The organism is Georgenia satyanarayanai (assembly GCF_023715365.1).
GTDB lineage: Bacteria > Actinomycetota > Actinomycetes > Actinomycetales > Actinomycetaceae > Oceanitalea > Oceanitalea satyanarayanai_B.
The window spans coordinates 121,077-139,353 of record NZ_JAMBNZ010000005.1 but is presented as its reverse complement, the minus strand read 5'-3'; the positions used below and the strand labels follow the sequence as shown (position 1 = coordinate 139,353).

Here is an 18,277-nt window from a genome sequence, read left to right as displayed (position 1 = left end):
CGCACCGACGGTGCGCCCGACGCCGTCAACGGCGCCGACTGTCGAACCGGGAGTGGAACCGCGTGGCTTCGATCCTCAGCAAGATCTTGCGCATGGGCGAGGGACGGGTGCTCAAGCAGCTCACCGCGACCGCCGACCAGGTCAATGCGCTGGAGGAGAGCGTCAGCGGTCTCACCGACGCCGAGCTGCGCGCCGAGACGGACCAGTTCAAGGAGCGGCTCGCCGCGGGAGAGACCCTCGACGACCTCCTGCCCGAGGCTTTCGCCACCGTCCGGGAGGCGGCCCGACGCACCCTCGGCCAGCGGCACTTCGACGTCCAGGTCATGGGCGGCGCCGCCCTCCACCTCGGCAACATCGCCGAGATGAAGACCGGTGAGGGCAAGACCCTCGTCGCGACGCTCCCGGCGTACCTCAACGCGCTCACCGGCAAGGGCGTCCACGTCGTCACCGTCAACGACTACCTCGCCAGCTATCAGGCTGAGCTCATGGGCCGCGTCTACCGCTTCCTCGGGCTTACCACCGGCGTCGTCCTGTCCGGCCAGAAGCCCGACGAGCGCCGCAAGCAGTACGAGGCCGACATCACCTACGGCACGAACAACGAGTTCGGCTTCGACTACCTGCGCGACAACATGGCGTGGGCGACCACCGAGCTCGTCCAGCGCGGCCACCACTTCGCCGTCGTCGACGAGGTCGACTCCATCCTCATCGACGAGGCCCGCACCCCGCTCATCATCTCCGGGCCCGCGTCCGGCGACTCCAACAAGTGGTACGCCGAGTTCGCGCGGCTGGCGACGCGCCTCAAGCGCGACGACGACTACGAGGTCGACGAGAAGAAGCGCAACGTCGGTGTGCTCGAGCCGGGCATCGCCAAGGTCGAGGACCACCTCGGCATCGACAACCTCTACGAGTCCCTCAACACCCCGCTCATCGGCTTCCTCAACAACGCCCTCAAGGCCAAGGAGCTGTTCAAGCGGGACAAGGACTACATCGTCACCGACGGTGAGGTCCTCATCGTCGACGAGCACACCGGCCGCGTGCTGGCCGGGCGCCGCTACTCCGAGGGCATGCACCAGGCCATCGAGGCCAAGGAGGGCGTGCAGATCAAGGCGGAGAACCAGACGCTCGCCACGATCACCCTGCAGAACTACTTCCGCCTCTACGACAAGCTCTCCGGCATGACCGGTACCGCCGAGACCGAGGCGGCGGAGTTCTCCAGCACCTACAGCATCGGCGTCGTGCCCATCCCGACCAACCGGGACATGCAGCGCATCGACCAGCCCGACCTCATCTACAAGAACGCCCAGGTGAAGTACAAGGCGATCGTCGAGGACATCGTCGAGCGCCACGCCAAGGGCCAGCCGGTCCTCGTCGGCACGACGAGCGTGGAGAAGTCCGAGCTGCTCTCCGCCCTGCTCAAGCGCAAGGGCGTCCCGCACGAGGTCCTCAACGCCAAGAACCACGCCCGTGAGGCGGCGATCGTCGCGATGGCCGGCCGCAAGGGCGCCGTCACCGTCGCCACCAACATGGCCGGCCGCGGCACCGACATCATGCTCGGTGGCAACGCCGAGCACATCGCGATCGACACACTGCGCCAGCGTGGCCTCGACCCCGAGGAGAGCCCCGAGGAGTACGAGGCCGCGTGGCCCGAGGCCCTCGAGGAGGCCAAGGCGTCGGTGGCCGCGGAGCACGAGGAGGTCGTCGAGCTCGGCGGCCTGTACGTCCTGGGCACCGAGCGCCACGAGTCCCGCCGCATCGACAACCAGCTGCGCGGCCGCTCCGGCCGACAGGGCGACCCGGGCGAGTCCCGGTTCTACCTGTCGATGGAGGACGACCTCATGCGGCTGTTCAACTCCGGGCTCGCCATGCGGGTCATGGACGGCTCGGCCTTCCCCGACGACATGCCCCTCGAGGCGAAGATGGTCTCCCGCGGGATCGCCTCCGCGCAGGCGCAGGTCGAGGGCCGCAACTTCGAGATCCGCAAGAACGTCCTCAAGTACGACGACGTCCTGTCCCGCCAGCGCACCGTCGTCTACGAGGAGCGCCGCCGGGTGCTCGAGGGCGAGGACCTCGAGGACCAGGTCCAGAGCTTCCTCGACGACGCCGTCTCCGCGCTGGTCCGCGAGTACACGGCCTCGCCGGACTCGGCCGCGTGGGACCTGGAGACGCTGTGGGCCGAGCTGGCCCGCGTCTACCCCGTCTCCATCACCGCCGAGGACGTCGTCGAGGAGGCCGGTGGGCAGAACCGGCTCAGCGCCGACATGCTCGTCGAGGAGCTGCGCTCGGACATCCACCTCGCCTTCCAGCGTCGCGAGGAGGAGCTCACCCCCGCCGTCATGCGCCAGCTCGAGCGGCGCGTGGTCCTCTCGGTCCTCGACCGCAAGTGGCGCGAGCACCTCTACGAGATGGACTACCTCAAGGAGGGCATCGGGCTGCGCGCCATGGGCCAGCGTGACCCGCTCGTGGAGTACCAGCGCGAGGGCTACCAGCTCTTCCAGGCGATGAACGAGGCCATCAAGGAGGAGGCGGTCAGCTACCTCTTCAACCTCGAGGTCAAGGTCCAGCAGCCGGAGGACGCGCAGGCGGGCAACGGCCAGGGCGGCGTGACCGCCGACGCGGCCGCGCAGACCGCTGCCGGCGCCCGGCTCGGTGCGACCGCTACGAGCGCCTCTGGTGACGGCGCGGCCGACGGCAAGCCCTCCGGGCGCCGTGCGGGCGCCAGGTCCGTAACCGCCAACCGGTCTGCGGACGGTGCGCAGGGCGAGGAGGCGCCCGCGTCCTTCGGTGGCGGCCCGCAGATCGTCGGGCTCGAGGAGCCGCAGCGGCCCACCTCCCTCACCTACACCGCCCCGTCCGCCGACGGTGACACCCGGCCCACGGTCCGCACCGACGGTGCCAAGGGCTCCGCCGCCGGGAGCGGGGACGCCGGAGCAGCTCAGGCCGCCGCGGGCGGCGGCAACCGCGAGGCCCGGCGGCGCGCCGCCAAGGCCTCCAAGAGGCGCTGACACCCACGAACGCCCTGCACTGCCATGCAGTGCGGGGCGTTCGCGCGTGCCGGTGACGGAGGCCTCAGTGCGGTCGGAATAGAAGCCCGACCCCACCCGTTGGACCGGGTGTACATGCAAACGCATCGAATGTGAGGGGCTGGCACGACATGCAGTTCGGGATCTTCACCGTCAGTGACGTCACCACCGACCCGACGACGGGCCGTACGCCGGACGACACGGAGCGGGTGCGCGCCATCCTCACCATCGCCGAGCACGCCGACCAGGCGGGGCTGGACGTCTTCGCCACCGGCGAGCACCACAACCCGCCCTTCGTCGCGTCGTCCCCGACGACGATGCTCGGCTACCTCGCCGGGCGGACGAAGCACATCACCCTGTCCACGGCCACGACGCTCATCACGACGAACGACCCGGTGAAGATCGCCGAGGACTACGCGATGCTCCAGGTCATCAGCGAGGGTCGCATGGACCTCATGATGGGCCGCGGCAACACCGGCCCGGTCTACCCGTGGTTCGGCAAGGACATCCGCCAGGGCGTCAACCTCGCCGTGGAGAGCTACGCGCTGCTGCGCCGCCTGTGGGAGGAGGAGGTGGTGGACTGGCAGGGCAAGTTCCGCACCCCGCTCCAGGGCTTCACCGCCACCCCGCGCCCCCTCGACGGCGTGCCGCCCTTCGTGTGGCACGGCTCGATCCGCACTCCCGAGATCGCCGAGCAGGCCGCGTACTACGGCGACGGCTTCCTGCACAACAACATCTTCTGGCCCCTCGAGCACACCGAGCGCATGGTCCAGTACTACCGCCAGCGCTACGAGCACTACGGCCACGGCCGCGCCGACCAGGCGATCGTCGGGCTCGGCGGGCAGTTCTTCGCCCGGAAGAACTCCCAGGACGCGTGGAACGAGTTCCGCCCGTACTTCGACAACGCCCCCGTCTACGGCCACGGCCCGACGATGGAGGACTTCACCCGGGAGACCCCGCTGACCGTCGGCTCGCCGCAGCAGGTCATCGACCGGTACGCCACCATGCGCGAGCACGTCGGGGACTACCAGCGCCAACTCTTCCTCATCGACCACGCCGGCCTGCCGCTCAAGACCGTCCTCGAGCAGATCGACATCCTCGCCGAGGAGATCGTCCCCGCGCTGCGGGAGATCAACGAGTCCAAGCGCCCGGCGCACGTCCCCTCCAACCCGCCCAGCCACGCCGAGCGCGTGGCCCGCGCCCGGGCCGAGGGCAAGGCCGGTGACCCGCACGTCGCCGGCGAGGACCGCTGGACCGGCCGCCGCGCCGAGGACGAGGCCGCCGCCACCGCCACGCGCGGTGCCGCCGTCGGCCTGTGACCACCGAGGAGAGAACAGACATGACCACCCGCACCATCGCCGTCGTCTCCGCCGGCCTCAGCCAGCCCTCCTCGACGAGGATGCTCGCCGACCGGCTCGCCCAGGCCACCACCGACGCGCTCACTGAGCGCGGGATCGCGGCCGAGGTCGTGACGATCGAGCCGCGCGACCTCGCCCACGACATCACCAACGCCATGCTCACCGGCTTTCCCGCCGGGGAGCTGCGCACCGCGCTGGAGACCGTCACCGGCGCCGACGGGATCGTCGCCGTCACCCCGGTCTTCATGACGAGCTACTCGGGGCTGTTCAAGTCCTTTGTCGACGTCATCGACAAGGACGCGCTACGTGAGGTGCCGGTCCTCATGGGCGCCACCGGCGGGACGCCGCGCCACTCCCTGGCTACCGAGTACGCCATGCGCCCGCTCTTCGCCTACCTCCACGCCGACGTCGTCAGCACGGCCGTCTTCGCGGCCACCGACGACTGGGCCGGCCACGGTGACGACGTCAGCTCGCTGCCCGCGCGCATCCGGCGCGCGGGCCGCGAGCTCGCCGAGAAGGTGGCCACGCGCCCGGCACGCGCCGCCGCGGCCGACGAGTTCGACGCCGTCCCCGACTTCGCCGACCTCCTCGGCCGGTAGCCGCTCAGCCGATCTCCAGGGCGGTGGCCCGCCACCGCCCACGGTGGCACTCCACCCGGACGGCGGCGGCCCGGATCCGCACGCCGTCGTGGACGACGACGGCGGCCTCGTGGACCCCGGGCCGCACCTCCGTGCAGCGGACCTTGCGCACCCGCGCGCACAGTGCGGGGTTCGGGCGGCCGAGGATCCGCACGGCCAGGCCGGCCCGCCGGGCGAGCGACTCGTAGAGCTCGGCGCTGAGCCAGCGGGCCAGCTGCGCGGTGGGCCGGCTGCCCGTCAGCACCTCGACCGCGGCGCGCACGAGCGTGCCCGCCCACGGTCCGACGGGCGGCAGGCCGCTGAGCTCGGCCCCCTCGGGGGCGGGTCGGCGGCCTCGGCAGGCGTCTCCGCGCTGAAGCGCACCCGGTCCCACGTGCGGGCGTCCTCGAGCCCGGACTCGACGGAAGGTGCCGGTGAGGCGAGTGGTGGGGCGAGCGTGGTCATCGCTGCTCCTCGGGGTCGGGGGCCAGCAGAGCCTGGCCCGGGTGGATGAGATGGGGGTCCGCGCCGATGACGGCGCGGTTCGTCGTGTGCCAGCGCGGCCACTCGGCCGCGATCTCGGCGTCGGTGGCGCCCTCGCCCAGGTGCGCCTTCGTGATCGACCACAGCGAGTCGCCGCGCTCGACGACGTACCTCGTGGTGCCGCGGTCCACCTCGCTCCCAGCGGCCGCGTGCGGGCGTGCCGTGGGGGTGTCCGCCGCTGCGCCGGTGCCGGAGACGGCCGCGACCGTGGCGGCGGTGCCCCGCGCGCTCGACGGGGCGACCGTGCCCCTGTTCTCCGCAGCGGCCGAGGGGGTGTCCGGCCGCGGGGACGGCGTTCGCGGCGAGCCTGCCGGCTCCTCGGGGCTCTCGTCCGCGGGCGCCGAGGGCTCCGGCACGGACGTCGCACCCTGCGCCGTCTCCTCCGCACCGGGCACCTCCTCCGGCGGCCCCGCGCTCGGGACCGAGAGGGAGCCCACCCCGGGCCGTAGGTCGTGGGGGACCGTGTCGTCCGCCGCGGGACCCGCGCTCGCGGGCACGGCTGCAAGCGCCAGCCCGGCACCGACGCCGAGCACCGCGGCGCGGCGCAGGACCGGTGCCCCCGCCATGCCGACGGCGGCCCGCAAGCCGCGGGCGAGGCGCGGGGCGCGCCGGCCGAGCTCGGCCAGCTGGGCGAGGAGGAGAGCGATGGCCGTCAGCGAGTACCAGGCGGCGACGAGCGTGCCGCTCGCCGCCGCCCCCAGCGCGACGGCCTCGTCCACGCGTGAGGCCCCGCGCGACGCGAGCTCTACGCACCACCAGCCGAGCAGGACCGACGCGACGAGCGCGACGGCGGCCAGAGCGGCGGTACGGAGCATCGGTGCCTCCGAGTAGTGTCGGATGATGGCGTTTGGCATCGTTTGATGCGACTTGAGTCACATGTCTACGCTTCCTCGGGACCGCTGTCCAGAGGGGAGCGCCGGGTGTGGACGCGCACTACCGTGGGCCGATGCGGTGGGAAGCTCTCTTCGACGACCTCGAGCGTCAGTTCCTCCAGGCGGCGCGACTGGCCGAGGACGAGGAGGTCGCCGACCTCGCCGAGGCTGAGCAGGCACAGGTGTCCCTCGCGGACCGCCTCCGCGCGCGCCAGGGCCGGGAGGTGACGGTGCGGCTGCGCGACGGCAGCGACGTCCGCGGCACCGTCCTCGACGCCGCCGTGCAGTGGCTCCTCCTCGGCGACGCCGGCCGCCGCGTCCTCGTGCCGACCTCCGCCGTGGCGGCGGCCCGGTCACTGGGGGTGGCGGCGCCCGAGGCCCCCGTCGTCGAGCGGCGGCTGCGGCTGACGCACGTGCTGCGCGCCGTGGCCCGGGAGCAGAGCGAGGTCGTCGTGCGGACGACGGCCGGTGACTACCGGGGCCGCATCACGCGAGTCGCGGCCGACCACGTCGACGTCGAGGCCGGGCCGGGCACCGCCGTCGCCGTCGCGCTCGCGCACGTGCTGGCAGTGCAGACCGCCTGACCCGGCGGGCTCAGTCGCCGAGGTCCTCCCCACGGGCCAGGGCGGAGCGCGTGCGGGCGTACTGCCGCTGGATGTACTCCTCGAGGACCACGCTCTCCACGCGCCACACCCCGCGGCCGCCCACCTGGATCGCCGGCAGGTCGCCCGAGCGCACGAGGGAGCGGGCCTGAGCCACAGACACCGACAGCTCCTCCGCGACGTCCGCGAGGGTGAGGAAGCGCGCCATAGGCCCATTCTGTCACCGGCGTGGGGTCCGGCGGTCCACCCTGTGCACAGGCGGGGCCGGACAGAACGCTGTGGAGAACGCGCCCGCGCCCGGCGTCGAGCGGGCACCATAGGCCCAAGCACGCGGAGGGGAGTGCGATGAGCGACGACGACGGAGCACAGCGGCTGAGACGTCCCAGTTGGCGCGACCCGCGCCTGGGGGTGGGCGTGCTCCTCGTCGCCGCCTCGGTGGCGCTCGGCAGCTGGGCGGTCGCCCGGGCCGACCGCACGACCGACGTCCTCCTCGCCGTCGAGGCGCTGACGCCCGGCGACCGGCTGGCCGACGCCGAGCTGCGCCCGCACGCCGTGCGGCCCGACGGCCTCGCCGACGCCTACGTCGTCGCGGGTGAGGATCTTCCCGACGACGCCGTCGTCACCCGGGTCGTGGGTGCCGGGGAGCTCGTGCCGGCCGCCGCCGTCGGCAGCTCGGCCGAGGTGGACCTGCGCCCGGTCGTCGTCGGCCTGCCGGGCGCCGCTCCCAGTGGCGTCGTCAAGGGTGCGACCGTCGACCTGTGGGTGACGGCTCCCGCCCTGCTCGGGCTGCAGGAGGGTAGCGAGCGGGAACCCCCGCGCCTGCTCGCCGAGGGGCTTCTCGTTTCCGACCTCCTCGAGGCGGACTCGCTCTTCGCCGGTGCCGGCGGTTCCGCCGTCCAGGTCCTCGTCCCGCAGGAGGAGCTGCCCGCCGTCCTCGGGGCGCAGAGCGGGGAGGGGCGGATCGTCGTCGTCCCGGTCCCGGGCGGCGGCCCGTGACGACCGGCGTGCTCCTCGCCCTCACCGGCCCGGAGGAGGCCGAGCTCGTGTCCCTGCTCGACGCGCCCGGCACCGGTGTGCAGGTGGTGCGCCGCTGCGCCGACGTGCCCGAGGTCCTGGCCGCGGGTCTGGCTGGGCTGGGCTCCCTCGCCGTCCTGTCGGCTGAGCTGCCGGGACTGGACCGGCCGGTGCTGCGCCAGCTGGCGGGCAGCGGGGTGCGCACCGTCCTCGTCGCTGCCGAGGACGACGCCGACCGGTGCCGGGCCCTGGGCGCGACGACGGTGACGTGGGAGGCCGCGGGCGCGGCGGAGTGGGCGCGGGTGGTCGCCGAGCTCGCCGGCAGCGAACCGGCCGTCGTCGCGGCGCCGGCCCCGCCCGTCCCCACGGCCGAGGACATCGGCGACGCGGCCGGGCGGGTCGCCGTCGTGTGGGGGCCACGTGGCTCGCCCGGGCGCACGACCGTGGCCGTCAACCTCGCCCAGGAGCTGAGCGAGCGCGGCGAGGTGCTGCTCGTGGACGCAGACACCGAGGCGCCGAGCGTCACGCAGGTGCTCGGTGTCCTCGACGAGACCGCGGGCCTCGCTGCTGCCGCGCGTCTTGCAGGTGACGGGCGGCTCGACGCCGAGTCCCTCCGCGGCCTCACGCGACGGCTAAAGCGCGGGCCGCGGCTCCTCACCGGTCTCACGCGGGCCGACCGGTGGCGCGAGCTGCCCGCCGCCTCGCTCGACGTCGTGTGGGAGCGGGCCCGGGAGCTGGCCGGGTGGACGGTCCTGGACGTCGGGGCGGGGATCGACGACCCTGTCGGCGGCCTCACCTCCGGGATCGCCCCGCGCCGCCACCAGGCGGCACTGTCGGCGCTGGGGGCGGCGGACGTCGTCGTCGTGGTCGGTGCCGGTGAGCCGGTCGGGATGCACCGTCTCGTCATGGCGCTGCAGGAGCTCACCGAGTCGGGGGTCACCGCGCCGCACGCCCAGCGCGTGGTCGTCGTCAACCGGGTCCGTGGCTCGGCGACGGGCGCGAGCCCGGAGCAGGCCGTCGTCGAGTCCCTCGCCCGTTTTGCCGGCGTGAGCGCGCCGGTGCTCGTGCCCGACGACCGGCCAGCGCTCGACCGCGCCGTGCTGCGCGGCGCCACGCTCGCGGAGGTCGCCCCCGGCAGCAGGGCGCGCACGGCACTGCGGGACCTCGCCGAGCGGGTGGCCGGACCGGCGGCGGAGTCCCGGGCCGGCCGCCGGCGACGCAGGACACCGGGGCGCGTTCTCCGGGCGGGCCGCACCGGCGCGGGGTGACGCGCTTTCGTACGTCCGTGCGGAAGAATGCCGGTATGCGGATCTACTTGCCGGCCACGAGCGCGGACCTCAGCCGACCGGCCGGTCTGCCGCCGCGCTGGGCGCACGCGGTGACCGCCGAGCTGCGCCGCGCGCTGCCGGACGAGGACGACGAGGGCCTGGAGGCGAGCGCGATGCTCGCTGCCGCCGACGAGAGCGTCGTCCACCTGCGGGCCGCGTCCTCCGCGGTGCCCCGCCGGGTGGTCGTCGCGGCCGACGTGCCCGACTCCGGCGTCGTCGTCCCCGAGCGTGCGCGCCCGTGGCAGGAGGGCGATGACCAGCTTCCCAGCGCGGTCGAGGTGCGGGCGATCGTCCCGTGGTCGGACGTCGTGAGCATCCACGTCGACGAGCCGGGGGCCGAGGAGGCGGTGACCGCCGCGCTCACGGACGACGCCGCCGTGGACCGCGCCGCCGAGCACGACCTCCTGTGGCACGACATCGTCGAGCGTGAGGTGCTCGCCCGCGAGCTGCGGGGCTGACCCTCAGGCCCGCACGGTGAGCGTCGAGGCGCCGGACGGCAGCCGGCGCACCTCGATGCGGTCGGCGATGCGCTCCTTGAGCTCGCTGACGTGGCTGACGATGCCGACGGCGCGGCCCCCGGCCTGAAGCCGGCTCAGCTCGCCGAGCACGCCGTCCAGGGTGTGCGGGTCGAGGGAGCCGAAGCCCTCGTCGATGAAGAGCGTGTCGAGGGAGATGCCGCCGGCCTCGCTCGTGACGACGTCCGCCAGGCCCAGGGCCAGGCACAGCGAGACGTAAAAGGTCTCCCCTCCGGACAGGGTGTGGGGGTCGCGCGTGGTCTCGGTGACGTGGTCGTGGACGGCGAGGCCGAGGCCGGCCTTGCGGGAGCGCCCCTCCCGCTCGTCGATCCGGGTGAGGGAGTAGCGGCCGTCGGACATGACGGCGAGGCGGTCGTTCGCGGCGGCGACGACGTCCTCGAAGCGGCGCAGCAGGACGAAGGTCGACAGGGTGGTGGCGCGGGCGTTGCCCTCGCCCGCGGCCGCGAGCTCCCCCATCCGCAGCACCGGCGCGGCGCGCTCGGTGACGACGTGGTGCCGTGCGAGCACCTCGCTGAGGGACCGGTGGCAGCGGCGCAGCCGGGCGAGGGAGTCGGCAGCCCGGCCGGCGAGCTCGGTAGCGGAGATGAGCGCGGTCTGCCGCTCCGCCTGCAGGGCCTGCGTCTCCTCGACCCTGGGCACCTCCTCGCCGGTGAGCGAGGCGATGGGTGCCTCGGCCAGGCACTCGCGCACCCGGGCGGTCGCGCCGCCGTGCTCGGCGACCTCCCGCTCGAGCTCGGCCATCCGGGTGGCGGGGAGCTGGGCGGCGGTGGCCTGCGCGGCGTCGGCGAAGCCCGACTCGGTGAGTGCGGCGGCCAGGGCGGCGGCCGACTCGTCCTGGCGCCGACGGGCGGCGTGGTGCGCGTCGCGGGCCTCCACCACCCGGCGCGCCGTGCTCAGCCGGCTCTCGATGCGCTGGACCCGGGCCGCGACGGTGCCCGCCTCCGCGGCGCCACGGCTGCAGCGCTCGCGGTCGGAGGCGAGTGCGGCGCGCCGGCCCCGGAGCTCCTCGGTGGCGGCGGCGAGCGCGTTCTCCTCGCCGCTGACGGCCCCCCGCAGCGTGTCGGTCTCCTCGTCGAAGACGGCGAGCTCCTGCTCGTGCAGCGCGGCCAGGCGCACGGCGTCCCGCGCGTCCTTGAGCTCCTGCTCGGCCGCCGTGAGGGACTCCTCGGCGTCGGCGAGGGCCGTCCCGCCCGAGGCCTCCTGCGCGGCACGGAGGCGGGCCTCGGCCTGGGCGCGGGTCTCGCGGGCAGCCCCGACAGCGTCCTCCGCCCGGGCGCGCCGGGCCGCGGCGGCGTCGACGTCCTCCGCTGTGGCGTGCTCCGGGGAGCGTGGCGCGGGGGCGGGGTGCTCGGTGGCGCCGCACACGGTGCACGGCGTGCCGGGTTCGAGCTCCGCGGCGAGGCTGCCCGCCATCCCGGCGATCCAGCGGCTCCTGACGGTCTGCTCCTCCTGCGTGGCGGCCGTGGCGCGGGAGGTGGCCGCGGTGGCCGCAGCCTCGGCGGCGACGAGCTGGGCCAGCCGCTGCGCGACGTCGCGGGCGGCGTCACGCACCGCGCGGCAGGCGGTGACCCTGGCCTCGGCGGCGGGCACGCTCATCGCCTCGCGCTGGATCCGGCTCAGCGCCTGCGAGAGCCGTTCGCGCTGGCCGGGCCGCGACGCGAGAACCGCACGGCGTCCCTCCAGCGCGGTGCGCCGCGCGGCGAGGGCGGTCCCGTCCGCCTCGACCGCCGCCTCCCGGCCGGCCAGGCCGGCCTCGAGCGTGAGGAGCTCGACGAGACCTCCGCGCTCGCCGGTGAGTGCGGTGACCAGCTCCCGCAGGGCGCCGAGCCCGAGGTCGGTGAGGTCCGCGTCGGGGCCGTCGGCGGAGGCAGCGCACACCCGGGCGAGCTGCTCCTCGGCGTGCTCGACGGCGGCTCGTGCCGCTGCCTCGGCCCGCAGCGCCCCGGCGGCCACGGCGGCCCGTCGCGCAGCCGCGAGCTCCTCCCCGAGAGCCGTGACGGCGTCCGCGCGCGCCGCGAGCTGCTCCTGCTCGGCGAGCAGCTCCCGGCGGCGGCGGACCCGCTGGGCGAGGTCCCGCTCGGCGTCGAGCACCCGCTGGGCCGCCCGCTCGGCCGCGCGCGCCTCCTCGCGGCGCGTCTCCGCAGCGGCGTGCTCGCTCTCGGCGCGGGCCACGACGGCGGACGCGGCCTCCTCCATCGCCGGGGAGTCGAGCTCGGCGGCCGCCTGCTCGAGGACGGTGACGGACGCGTCGTCGTCGGGGAGCAGGGAGCCGAGGTTGCCCACGCACCCGGTGACCTCCCGGCGAGCCGCCTCGAGCTCCTTGCGCGCCTCGCGCGCCATGGCGACGAGCTGGTCCTGGACCCGCTGGTAGACCTCGGTGCCGAAGACGTCCTGGAGGACGGCGGCGCGCTCGTCCGGCTTGGCCCGCAGGAAGGTGGAGAAACGGCCCTGGGGGAGCACGACGGTCTGGCTGAACTGGCTGCGGTCCAGCCGCACGATGCGCCGGACCTCGGTGCCGACCTCCTGCGTGGTGGCGGCGAGCGGCTCACCGGAGGGGTCCGAGACGGACTCCAGGCGCCACAGCCTGGCGGTGGCGTTCTGCCGGGTGGTGCCCTCGCCGCGACGCTTGGGGCGCTGGAAGGCGGGGGTGCGGCGCACCCGGTAGATGCCCGCACCGGTGGAGAAGACGACCTCGATGACCGGCTCCGCGCCGGCGGCGTGCGCCGAGGGCAGACGGTCGTCGCGCGCGGGGCTGCCCAGGGTGCCGTAGAGAGCGAAGGTGATGGCGTCGATGAGGGTCGACTTGCCAGAGCCGGTGGGCCCCTCGAGGAGGAAGAGCCCGCCGGCGGAGAGCTGGTCGAGGTCGACCTCGTGGTGCCCGACGAAGGGCCCGATGGCCTCGAGGCTCAGGTGGTGGATGCGCATGTCAGGCGCTCCTCTCGGCGGCGAGGGCAGCCTCGTAGGCGGCACGCAGCACGGCGGTCTCGGCGGCGGTGGGAGCACCGCCGGTGACCTCCTGGACGAACTCGGCCGTCACCTCGAGCGGGTCTCGCGCCGCGGTGACAGCGCGCGCCGGGCCGCCGGTGAGCGGCACAGCGGGACGGTGCTGGACGACGAGCGCGTGCGGGAAGCGCGCCCGCACGCGGGCGTACAGGTCCCGGGGCCGCGCGGCGTCGGTGACGGCCAGCCGCACCCAGTCCTGCGCCTGGGCGTCGAAGGCGGGGGAGAGGAGCTCCTCGAGGCTGCCCGACGCCTCCGACAGGCGCCGAGGGCAGGGCGTGGGGAGCAGCTCGACGTGCCCGGCGCCGCCGGCGCCGAGCTCGAGGAGCACGCTCGACTTCGTGTGGTGCATCTCGGAGAAGGAGTACGCCAGCGGGGAGCCCGAGTACCGGGCGAGAGTGCCGCCCCGCTCCGGTCCCACGCGCTGCGGGCCGTGGAGGTGGCCCAGGGCCAGGTAGTCCGGTGCGTGCTCCCCGCCCGTGAGGACGTCGAGCGGGACGGCGTCGACACCGCCGACGCGGATGTCCCGCTCGGACTCCGAGGCCCGCCCGCCGACGACGAAGGCGTGGGCCATGACGACGGCGGGCACACGCGGGCCCGTGGCACGCCGGGAGGCGAGGTCGGCGCGCACCCGGCGCATGGCGGCCGCGGCCACCGCCTCGTGCGAGCGCGCGGGGACGACCGGGGCGCCGTCGTCGTCCTCCTCGGCGAGACGGTGACGGGTGGTGTCCGGGTCGAGGTAGGGCAGGGCGTAGACGAGCGCCGAGGACTCACCGTCGGCGGACGGCAGCTCGAGCGGGCGGGCGAGGCCCTCCACCCGTGCGCGCACAGCGAGGCGCTCGCGGAAGAGCGGGGCGGCGAAGCCGAGCCGGGTGGCGGAGTCGTGGTTGCCCGGGGTGAGGACGACGCGGGTGAGCTCGGTGAGCCGCAGCAGGGCGTCGGTGAGGAGGTCGACGACGGCGACCGGCGGGATCGCGCGGTCGTACACGTCACCGGCGACGAGGACGGCGTCGACGCGCTCCTGGCGCACCACCTCGACGAGGTGGTCGAGGAAGGCGGACTGGTGCTCGACGAGGTCCACCCCGTGCAGGGTGCGCCCCAGGTGCCAGTCCGAGGTGTGCAGGATGCGCATGGTCCGACGGTAACCGCGGCCACCGACATCGCCGTGGAGCCCCGCGGGACGGCGCCTCCCGGGCCGCCCGGGCAGGTCTCCCTGCCCCTTCGGGCAGGGAGGATCGGCCACGGCCGGCGGTACGATCGAGGCGGTCCGGTGAGGGGTCACGGGGATGTCGATGTCCGAGGACGTGTGCGAGAGCTGCGGGGCCGCAAACCCGCAGGGAACTCAGTTCTGCCGCGCCTGCGACACCTACCTCGGGTGGGACACCGGCGCGACGACCATCGGCGGGCACCCCGCCGTCGCGACGGTCCCGGACACCGTCAATGCGGTCGAGACGGCCGAGGCCGTGGCCCCGGCGTCCCAGGCGGAGACCGCGACCGCCGTCCGCACCGCGCCGGCGGACGCCCGCGCACCCGAGGTCCACGCCGCCACCACGGACGTCACGCTGGTCCCCGAGCAGCCGGCGACCGTGACCGCGCGGGTCTCCAACAGGTCCTCGGTGGTCGACGGCGTCGTCGTCGAGGCGGAGGAGCCGCCCGAGTGGCTCGAAGTGGGCCCCGCGCCGCTGCGCCTCATGCCCGGTGACGAGGGCACCCTCGAGGTCGTCCTGCGGATCCGCGACGGTGCGCTCGTCCCCGCCCAGCGGCTGACCCTCAGCCTCCACGTCTGCTCGGAGTCCGCCCCGGACCGGCGCGCGACCGTGCCGGTGACGCTCACCGTCGCCCCGTACGGGCCGCCGGCCACGCTGGACGTCCAGCCGCGCCTCCTGCGGCTCACCGACGAGGCCCGCGCCCGCTTCGCCGTGCGGATCGACAACCGGCGGGCCAACTTCCCGCAGCGCTTCGAGCTGTCCGGCGCCGACCCCGAGGGCGTCGTGCGCTTCGGTTTCGTGCCGCGCGTGGTCCAGGTGCCGGCCGGCCAGCTCGTCGAGGTGCGCGGCCACTTCATGGCCCCGGCTCCCGCCCCCGGGCAGGACGCGACGCGGCAGCTCACGGTCACGGCCGCCAACGACGGCGGGGAGTCCACCGCGACCTTCACCCTCGTCCAGCACACCTCGCCCGAGCCGGAGGTGGTACCCGTCGGGGTCAGCCTCTCGCCCCGCGAGCTGCGGGTGACGAACGCGGTCGCCGCGGACTTCGAGGTCCATGTCGACAACCGCGGCGGCCAGGAGCCGGTGGAGCTCACCCTCGCGGGCCGGGACCCCGCCCGCACCCTGGTCGTCAGCATTGCGCCGCAGCGGCTCCTCGTCCCGCCGGGCCAGGTCGCCGTGGCCCGCGGACACGTCCAGCTCACCGAGGTGGTCCCGCGCGGACGGACCGTCGTGCGGCCCTTCTCGGTCGTCGCGGCTGACGGCGCCACCGAGCACGAGGCGCCGGGGTCGCTCGAGGTGACGATGACGCCGTCGCCGATCACGACGGCGGAGCTGCACGTGACGCCGCGTCACCTCACCCGGACCGACACCCGCCACGGGACCTTCGCCCTCGCCGTCGACAACACCGCGGGGCAGGGGCCGCTCGCGGTCCGCCTCGGTGCGGTCGACTCCCACGGCACGGCCCGGGTGACCTTCACGCCGCCCGTGGTGAGCGCACCGCCCGGAGGCGTCGGACAGGCCCGGATGACGGTCGACGCCCCGCTCCCGCAGGGTGGGGAGTCGGTCACCCGGGAGCTCGAGGTCAGTGCCGACGACGGCGAGGGCCGGCTCCTCGCCCAGGCCACCTTCACCCAGCACAGCTCCGACCGGCGCCCCCTGCTGCGCACGCTCCTCGTGCTCGGCGGCGCCGCGTTCGTCCTGCTCGGCACCCTCCTGCCGTGGAACCTCCTCACTGCCGCCGACGGGCTCACGATCGTCTGGACCGCCCCTCTCGCGGCGCTCGGCAACGTCGCGGACATCTCCCCGGACGAGGCGACTCACCTCGTCGCGGCGGCGGCCCGCGTGCTGCTCGCCGTGCTCGCCGTCGCCATGGCCTTCGGCGTGACCGGCAAGGGCAGCCTCACGCGGAAGACCGCCCTCCTCGTCATCCTCCTGTCGGTCGCCTACGTCGTCGCGGCGATCACCGTGCGGAGGGCCGTCCTCACCCTCGCCCCGGGCCTACTCCTCGTCTGGACCGGCGCCGTCGCGGGGTACGTCGGCGGGGTGCTGGCGCGTCCGGCGTAGCCGCCACCACCGCCGGCCGGGACGCGCGGGCGGCACCGGCCCGTCGCGGTCGGGCGCGTCCCCCGGCGCTTCCCCTGCCCGGCTGGAGCGCCACTGCGCGACGACGGTGTCCGCGTCCGCGGGGGCGACCGGCAGCACCGGCCCGCTCGGGGCGCGGATGTAGTCCGCGACCCGCCGGTTGAGCGCGCGCACGGACTCCCGGACGGCGGTCTCCTCACGCAGGGGGCGCACGGTCTCGGGCAGGGCGGCGAGCTCCTTGCGCAGGAGCAGCGCCGGGGGCAGGAGACCGTCGAGGGGCAGGTTCTCGCCGCGCAGCTTCTGGCGGATCCACCAGTCCTCGTGGAGCGGCTCATCGATGCCGGGCAGCGGCTTGCCCGCGCCCGGCAGGTTGTCGAAGGCCCCGCGTGCCGCGGCGTCGCGGACGAGGCGGTCCACCCAGGTCTCGACGGGGACGTCGTGCGGCCGGCGCTCGGTCATCGCCCCATTGTTCCGCGCCACCCCCGGGGCGACTACGTGAGCGCGCTCGCCTCCGCCCCGGCCACCTCGGCGATGACGGCCGCGAGCTCGCGGGGACGAGACCACATCGGCCAGTGGCTGGTGGGCAGGTCGATCCACGTCGTGTCGGTGAGCTCGGGGATGCCCGCGAGCCAGGGCATCGTGCCCTCGGCGGCGTAGTCCCGGTAGGCCTCAGCGGTGAAGCTCGTGCAGACGAAGGTGCTCGGGATGTCGCGGCGGGCGTCGTTGACGAGGTCGGCCGCCCCGCGCAGCACACCGCCCGGCTGGGGGACGGCGCGGGCGCGGAACGTCTGCAGCTGCTCCTCGCTGAGGCCGTCGAGGTTCTCCTCGGCCGCGAGCGACTCCCAGTCGAGGGGCATCTCGGCGCCGTCGAAGCCGGGGTCCATGGCGCCCACGCCCGGTGCGGTGTCGACGTAGACCATGGCGGCGAGGCGGTCGGTGAGACGGTCGCTCGCGGCGTAGCCGGAGAAGCCCGCACCGCTGTGGACGGCGAGCACGGTGGGGCGTCCGGTGGCCTCGACGGCGGCGCAGATGGCGTCGACGTGGTCCTCGAAGGTGATGCCCGAGCGCTCGGTGTCCGCCGCCTCGAGGCCGGGCAGCGTGAGCGCCTGCGCCTCGCACCCCGCCCGGGTCAGCTCGGCGAGGACGCCCTCCCAGGCCCAGGCGCCCAGCCAGAAGCCGGGGACGAGGATGACCGGGTGTGCCATGGCGTGCTCCGCTCGTCGACTGCGGCCGAGCGTAGTGCCGGGGGGCAGCGCCGGGGAAGATCCCCGGCGCTCAGTCCTCCTGGGCGGTGAGCATCTGGAGGACCTCGTCGTGGAGGAGGCCGTTGGTGGCCACGGCGTTGCCACCGAAGGGCCCGGGCGCGCCGTAGAGACTGGTGAACTTCCCGCCGGCCTCGGTGACGATCGGGACGAGGGCCGCCATGTCGTAGGTCTCGAGCTCCGGTTCCGCGGCGAGGTCGACCGCGCCCTCGGCGACGAGCATGTAGGACCAGAAGTCGCCGTAGGCGCGGGTGCGCCAGCAGCGCTGGGCGAGGTTGAGGAAGGCGCGCAGCCGGGCGGACTCGGCCCAGCCGTCCAGGGAGGAGTAGCTGAGCGAGGCATCCTCGATGCGGGACACGCTGGACACGTGCAGCCGGCGCGCGGAGGACAGCGAGCGGCCGGTCCAGGCCCCCGACCCGAGGGTGGCCCACCAGCGGCGGCCCAGCGCGGGGGCGGAGACGACGCCGAGGACGACCTCGTCGTCCTCGACCAGCCCGATGAGCGTGGCCCACACCGGCACGCCGCGGACGAAGTTCTTCGTCCCGTCGATGGGGTCGATGATCCACTGGCGCGAGGACCGGCCGGTGGTGCCGAACTCCTCCCCGAGGACGGAGTCGCGCGGCCGGGTACGGCCGAGCTGCGCGCGCACGATCTCCTCGGCGGACTTGTCGGCGTCGGAGACGGGGCTGAGGTCCGGCTTGGTCTCGACGACGAGGTCGAGGGCCTGGAAGCGGGCCATCGTCTGGGCGTCGACCTGGTCGGCGATCACGTGGGCCAGGCGCAGGTCGTCGTCGTACCGGAGACGCGTGATGGGCATGGCGTCACGCTAGCGGCG

At 74.8% G+C, this 18,277-nt stretch carries 16 protein-coding genes; 8 read left to right on the top strand and 8 right to left on the bottom strand.

Annotated elements, in window-relative coordinates; all coding sequences use genetic code 11:
- Nucleotides 1-62 precede the first annotated feature (62 nt).
- The 3 genes from secA to M3148_RS08390 all read left to right on the top strand — a co-directional run bounded on the left by secA (nucleotide 63) and on the right by M3148_RS08390 (nucleotide 4,977).
- The gene (gene secA / locus M3148_RS08400) at nucleotides 63-3,002 is read left to right on the top strand and encodes a preprotein translocase subunit SecA (protein ID WP_251304224.1); all 2,940 of its coding nucleotides are present in this window, start codon (nucleotides 63-65) and stop codon (nucleotides 3,000-3,002) included.
- A gap of 149 nt (nucleotides 3,003-3,151) precedes the next feature.
- Complete coding sequence (locus tag M3148_RS08395; RefSeq protein WP_251304343.1) at nucleotides 3,152-4,339, top strand: LLM class flavin-dependent oxidoreductase; 1,188 nt, start codon at nucleotides 3,152-3,154, stop codon at nucleotides 4,337-4,339.
- Between the two features lie 20 nt (nucleotides 4,340-4,359).
- Nucleotides 4,360-4,977 carry an FMN reductase gene (locus tag M3148_RS08390; RefSeq protein ID WP_251304223.1) on the top strand — a complete coding sequence of 206 codons (618 nt, stop codon included), beginning with the start codon at nucleotides 4,360-4,362 and terminating at the stop codon, nucleotides 4,975-4,977.
- A gap of 4 nt (nucleotides 4,978-4,981) precedes the next feature.
- On the opposite strand, the gene M3148_RS08385 is transcribed toward M3148_RS08390, so the two are convergent.
- A complete protein-coding gene (locus tag M3148_RS08385; protein WP_251304222.1) occupies nucleotides 4,982-5,389 on the bottom strand; it encodes an Rv3235 family protein in 408 nt (135 codons plus the stop codon).
- A 67-nt stretch (nucleotides 5,390-5,456) separates the two neighbouring features.
- Nucleotides 5,457-6,392 (bottom strand): LysM peptidoglycan-binding domain-containing protein, encoded by a 936-nt coding sequence (locus M3148_RS08380; RefSeq protein ID WP_251304221.1) that lies wholly within the window; start codon nucleotides 6,390-6,392, stop codon nucleotides 5,457-5,459.
- Nucleotides 6,393-6,484: 92 nt separating this feature from the next.
- On the opposite strand from M3148_RS08380, the gene M3148_RS08375 reads away from it, so the two are divergent.
- Entirely contained in the window at nucleotides 6,485-6,994 is a 510-nt protein-coding gene (locus M3148_RS08375) for a DUF2642 domain-containing protein (RefSeq protein WP_251304220.1), read from the top strand.
- Nucleotides 6,995-7,004: 10 nt separating this feature from the next.
- Here M3148_RS08375 and M3148_RS08370 read toward each other — a convergent pair whose 3' ends face one another.
- Nucleotides 7,005-7,220, bottom strand: a complete 216-nt coding sequence (locus M3148_RS08370) for a helix-turn-helix domain-containing protein (protein ID WP_251304219.1) — start codon at nucleotides 7,218-7,220, stop codon at nucleotides 7,005-7,007.
- Nucleotides 7,221-7,357: 137 nt separating this feature from the next.
- Here M3148_RS08370 and M3148_RS08365 point away from each other — a divergent pair, with 137 nt between their 5' ends.
- The 3 genes from M3148_RS08365 to M3148_RS08355 are packed head-to-tail and all read left to right on the top strand — an operon-like array spanning nucleotide 7,358 to nucleotide 9,812.
- Nucleotides 7,358-8,008, top strand: a complete 651-nt coding sequence (locus tag M3148_RS08365) for a hypothetical protein (RefSeq protein ID WP_251304218.1) — start codon at nucleotides 7,358-7,360, stop codon at nucleotides 8,006-8,008.
- Nucleotides 8,005-9,294 (top strand): nucleotide-binding protein, encoded by a 1,290-nt coding sequence (locus tag M3148_RS08360; protein WP_251304217.1) that lies wholly within the window; start codon nucleotides 8,005-8,007, stop codon nucleotides 9,292-9,294. Before M3148_RS08365 ends, M3148_RS08360 begins: the two co-directional genes overlap by 4 nt.
- Before the next feature lie 35 nt (nucleotides 9,295-9,329).
- The gene (locus M3148_RS08355) at nucleotides 9,330-9,812 is read left to right on the top strand and encodes a DUF6912 family protein (RefSeq protein WP_251304216.1); all 483 of its coding nucleotides are present in this window, start codon (nucleotides 9,330-9,332) and stop codon (nucleotides 9,810-9,812) included.
- A gap of 3 nt (nucleotides 9,813-9,815) precedes the next feature.
- Here the strand turns inward: M3148_RS08355 and M3148_RS17850 are convergent, their stop codons facing one another.
- Nucleotides 9,816-12,815 (bottom strand): AAA family ATPase, encoded by a 3,000-nt coding sequence (locus M3148_RS17850; RefSeq protein ID WP_285883838.1) that lies wholly within the window; start codon nucleotides 12,813-12,815, stop codon nucleotides 9,816-9,818.
- Between the two features lies 1 nt (nucleotide 12,816).
- Nucleotides 12,817-14,022, bottom strand: a complete 1,206-nt coding sequence (locus tag M3148_RS08340; RefSeq protein WP_251304215.1) for an exonuclease SbcCD subunit D — start codon at nucleotides 14,020-14,022, stop codon at nucleotides 12,817-12,819.
- 154 nt (nucleotides 14,023-14,176) lie between these two features.
- Here M3148_RS08340 and M3148_RS08335 point away from each other — a divergent pair, with 154 nt between their 5' ends.
- Nucleotides 14,177-16,162, top strand: a complete 1,986-nt coding sequence (locus tag M3148_RS08335) for a COG1470 family protein (RefSeq protein ID WP_251304214.1) — start codon at nucleotides 14,177-14,179, stop codon at nucleotides 16,160-16,162.
- Here M3148_RS08335 and M3148_RS08330 read toward each other — a convergent pair.
- The 3 genes from M3148_RS08330 to hisN form a co-directional block, all read right to left on the bottom strand.
- The gene (locus tag M3148_RS08330) at nucleotides 16,097-16,639 is read right to left on the bottom strand and encodes a J-domain-containing protein (RefSeq protein ID WP_251304213.1); all 543 of its coding nucleotides are present in this window, start codon (nucleotides 16,637-16,639) and stop codon (nucleotides 16,097-16,099) included. The two genes, M3148_RS08335 and M3148_RS08330, sit on opposite strands and share 66 nt — an antisense overlap.
- A gap of 32 nt (nucleotides 16,640-16,671) precedes the next feature.
- Nucleotides 16,672-17,385, bottom strand: coding sequence for an alpha/beta fold hydrolase (locus M3148_RS08325; protein ID WP_251304212.1), 714 nt, complete (start codon nucleotides 17,383-17,385; stop codon nucleotides 16,672-16,674).
- 70 nt (nucleotides 17,386-17,455) lie between these two features.
- A complete protein-coding gene (hisN, locus tag M3148_RS08320) occupies nucleotides 17,456-18,259 on the bottom strand; it encodes a histidinol-phosphatase (protein ID WP_251304211.1) in 804 nt (267 codons plus the stop codon).
- Nucleotides 18,260-18,277: the final 18 nt, after the last annotated feature.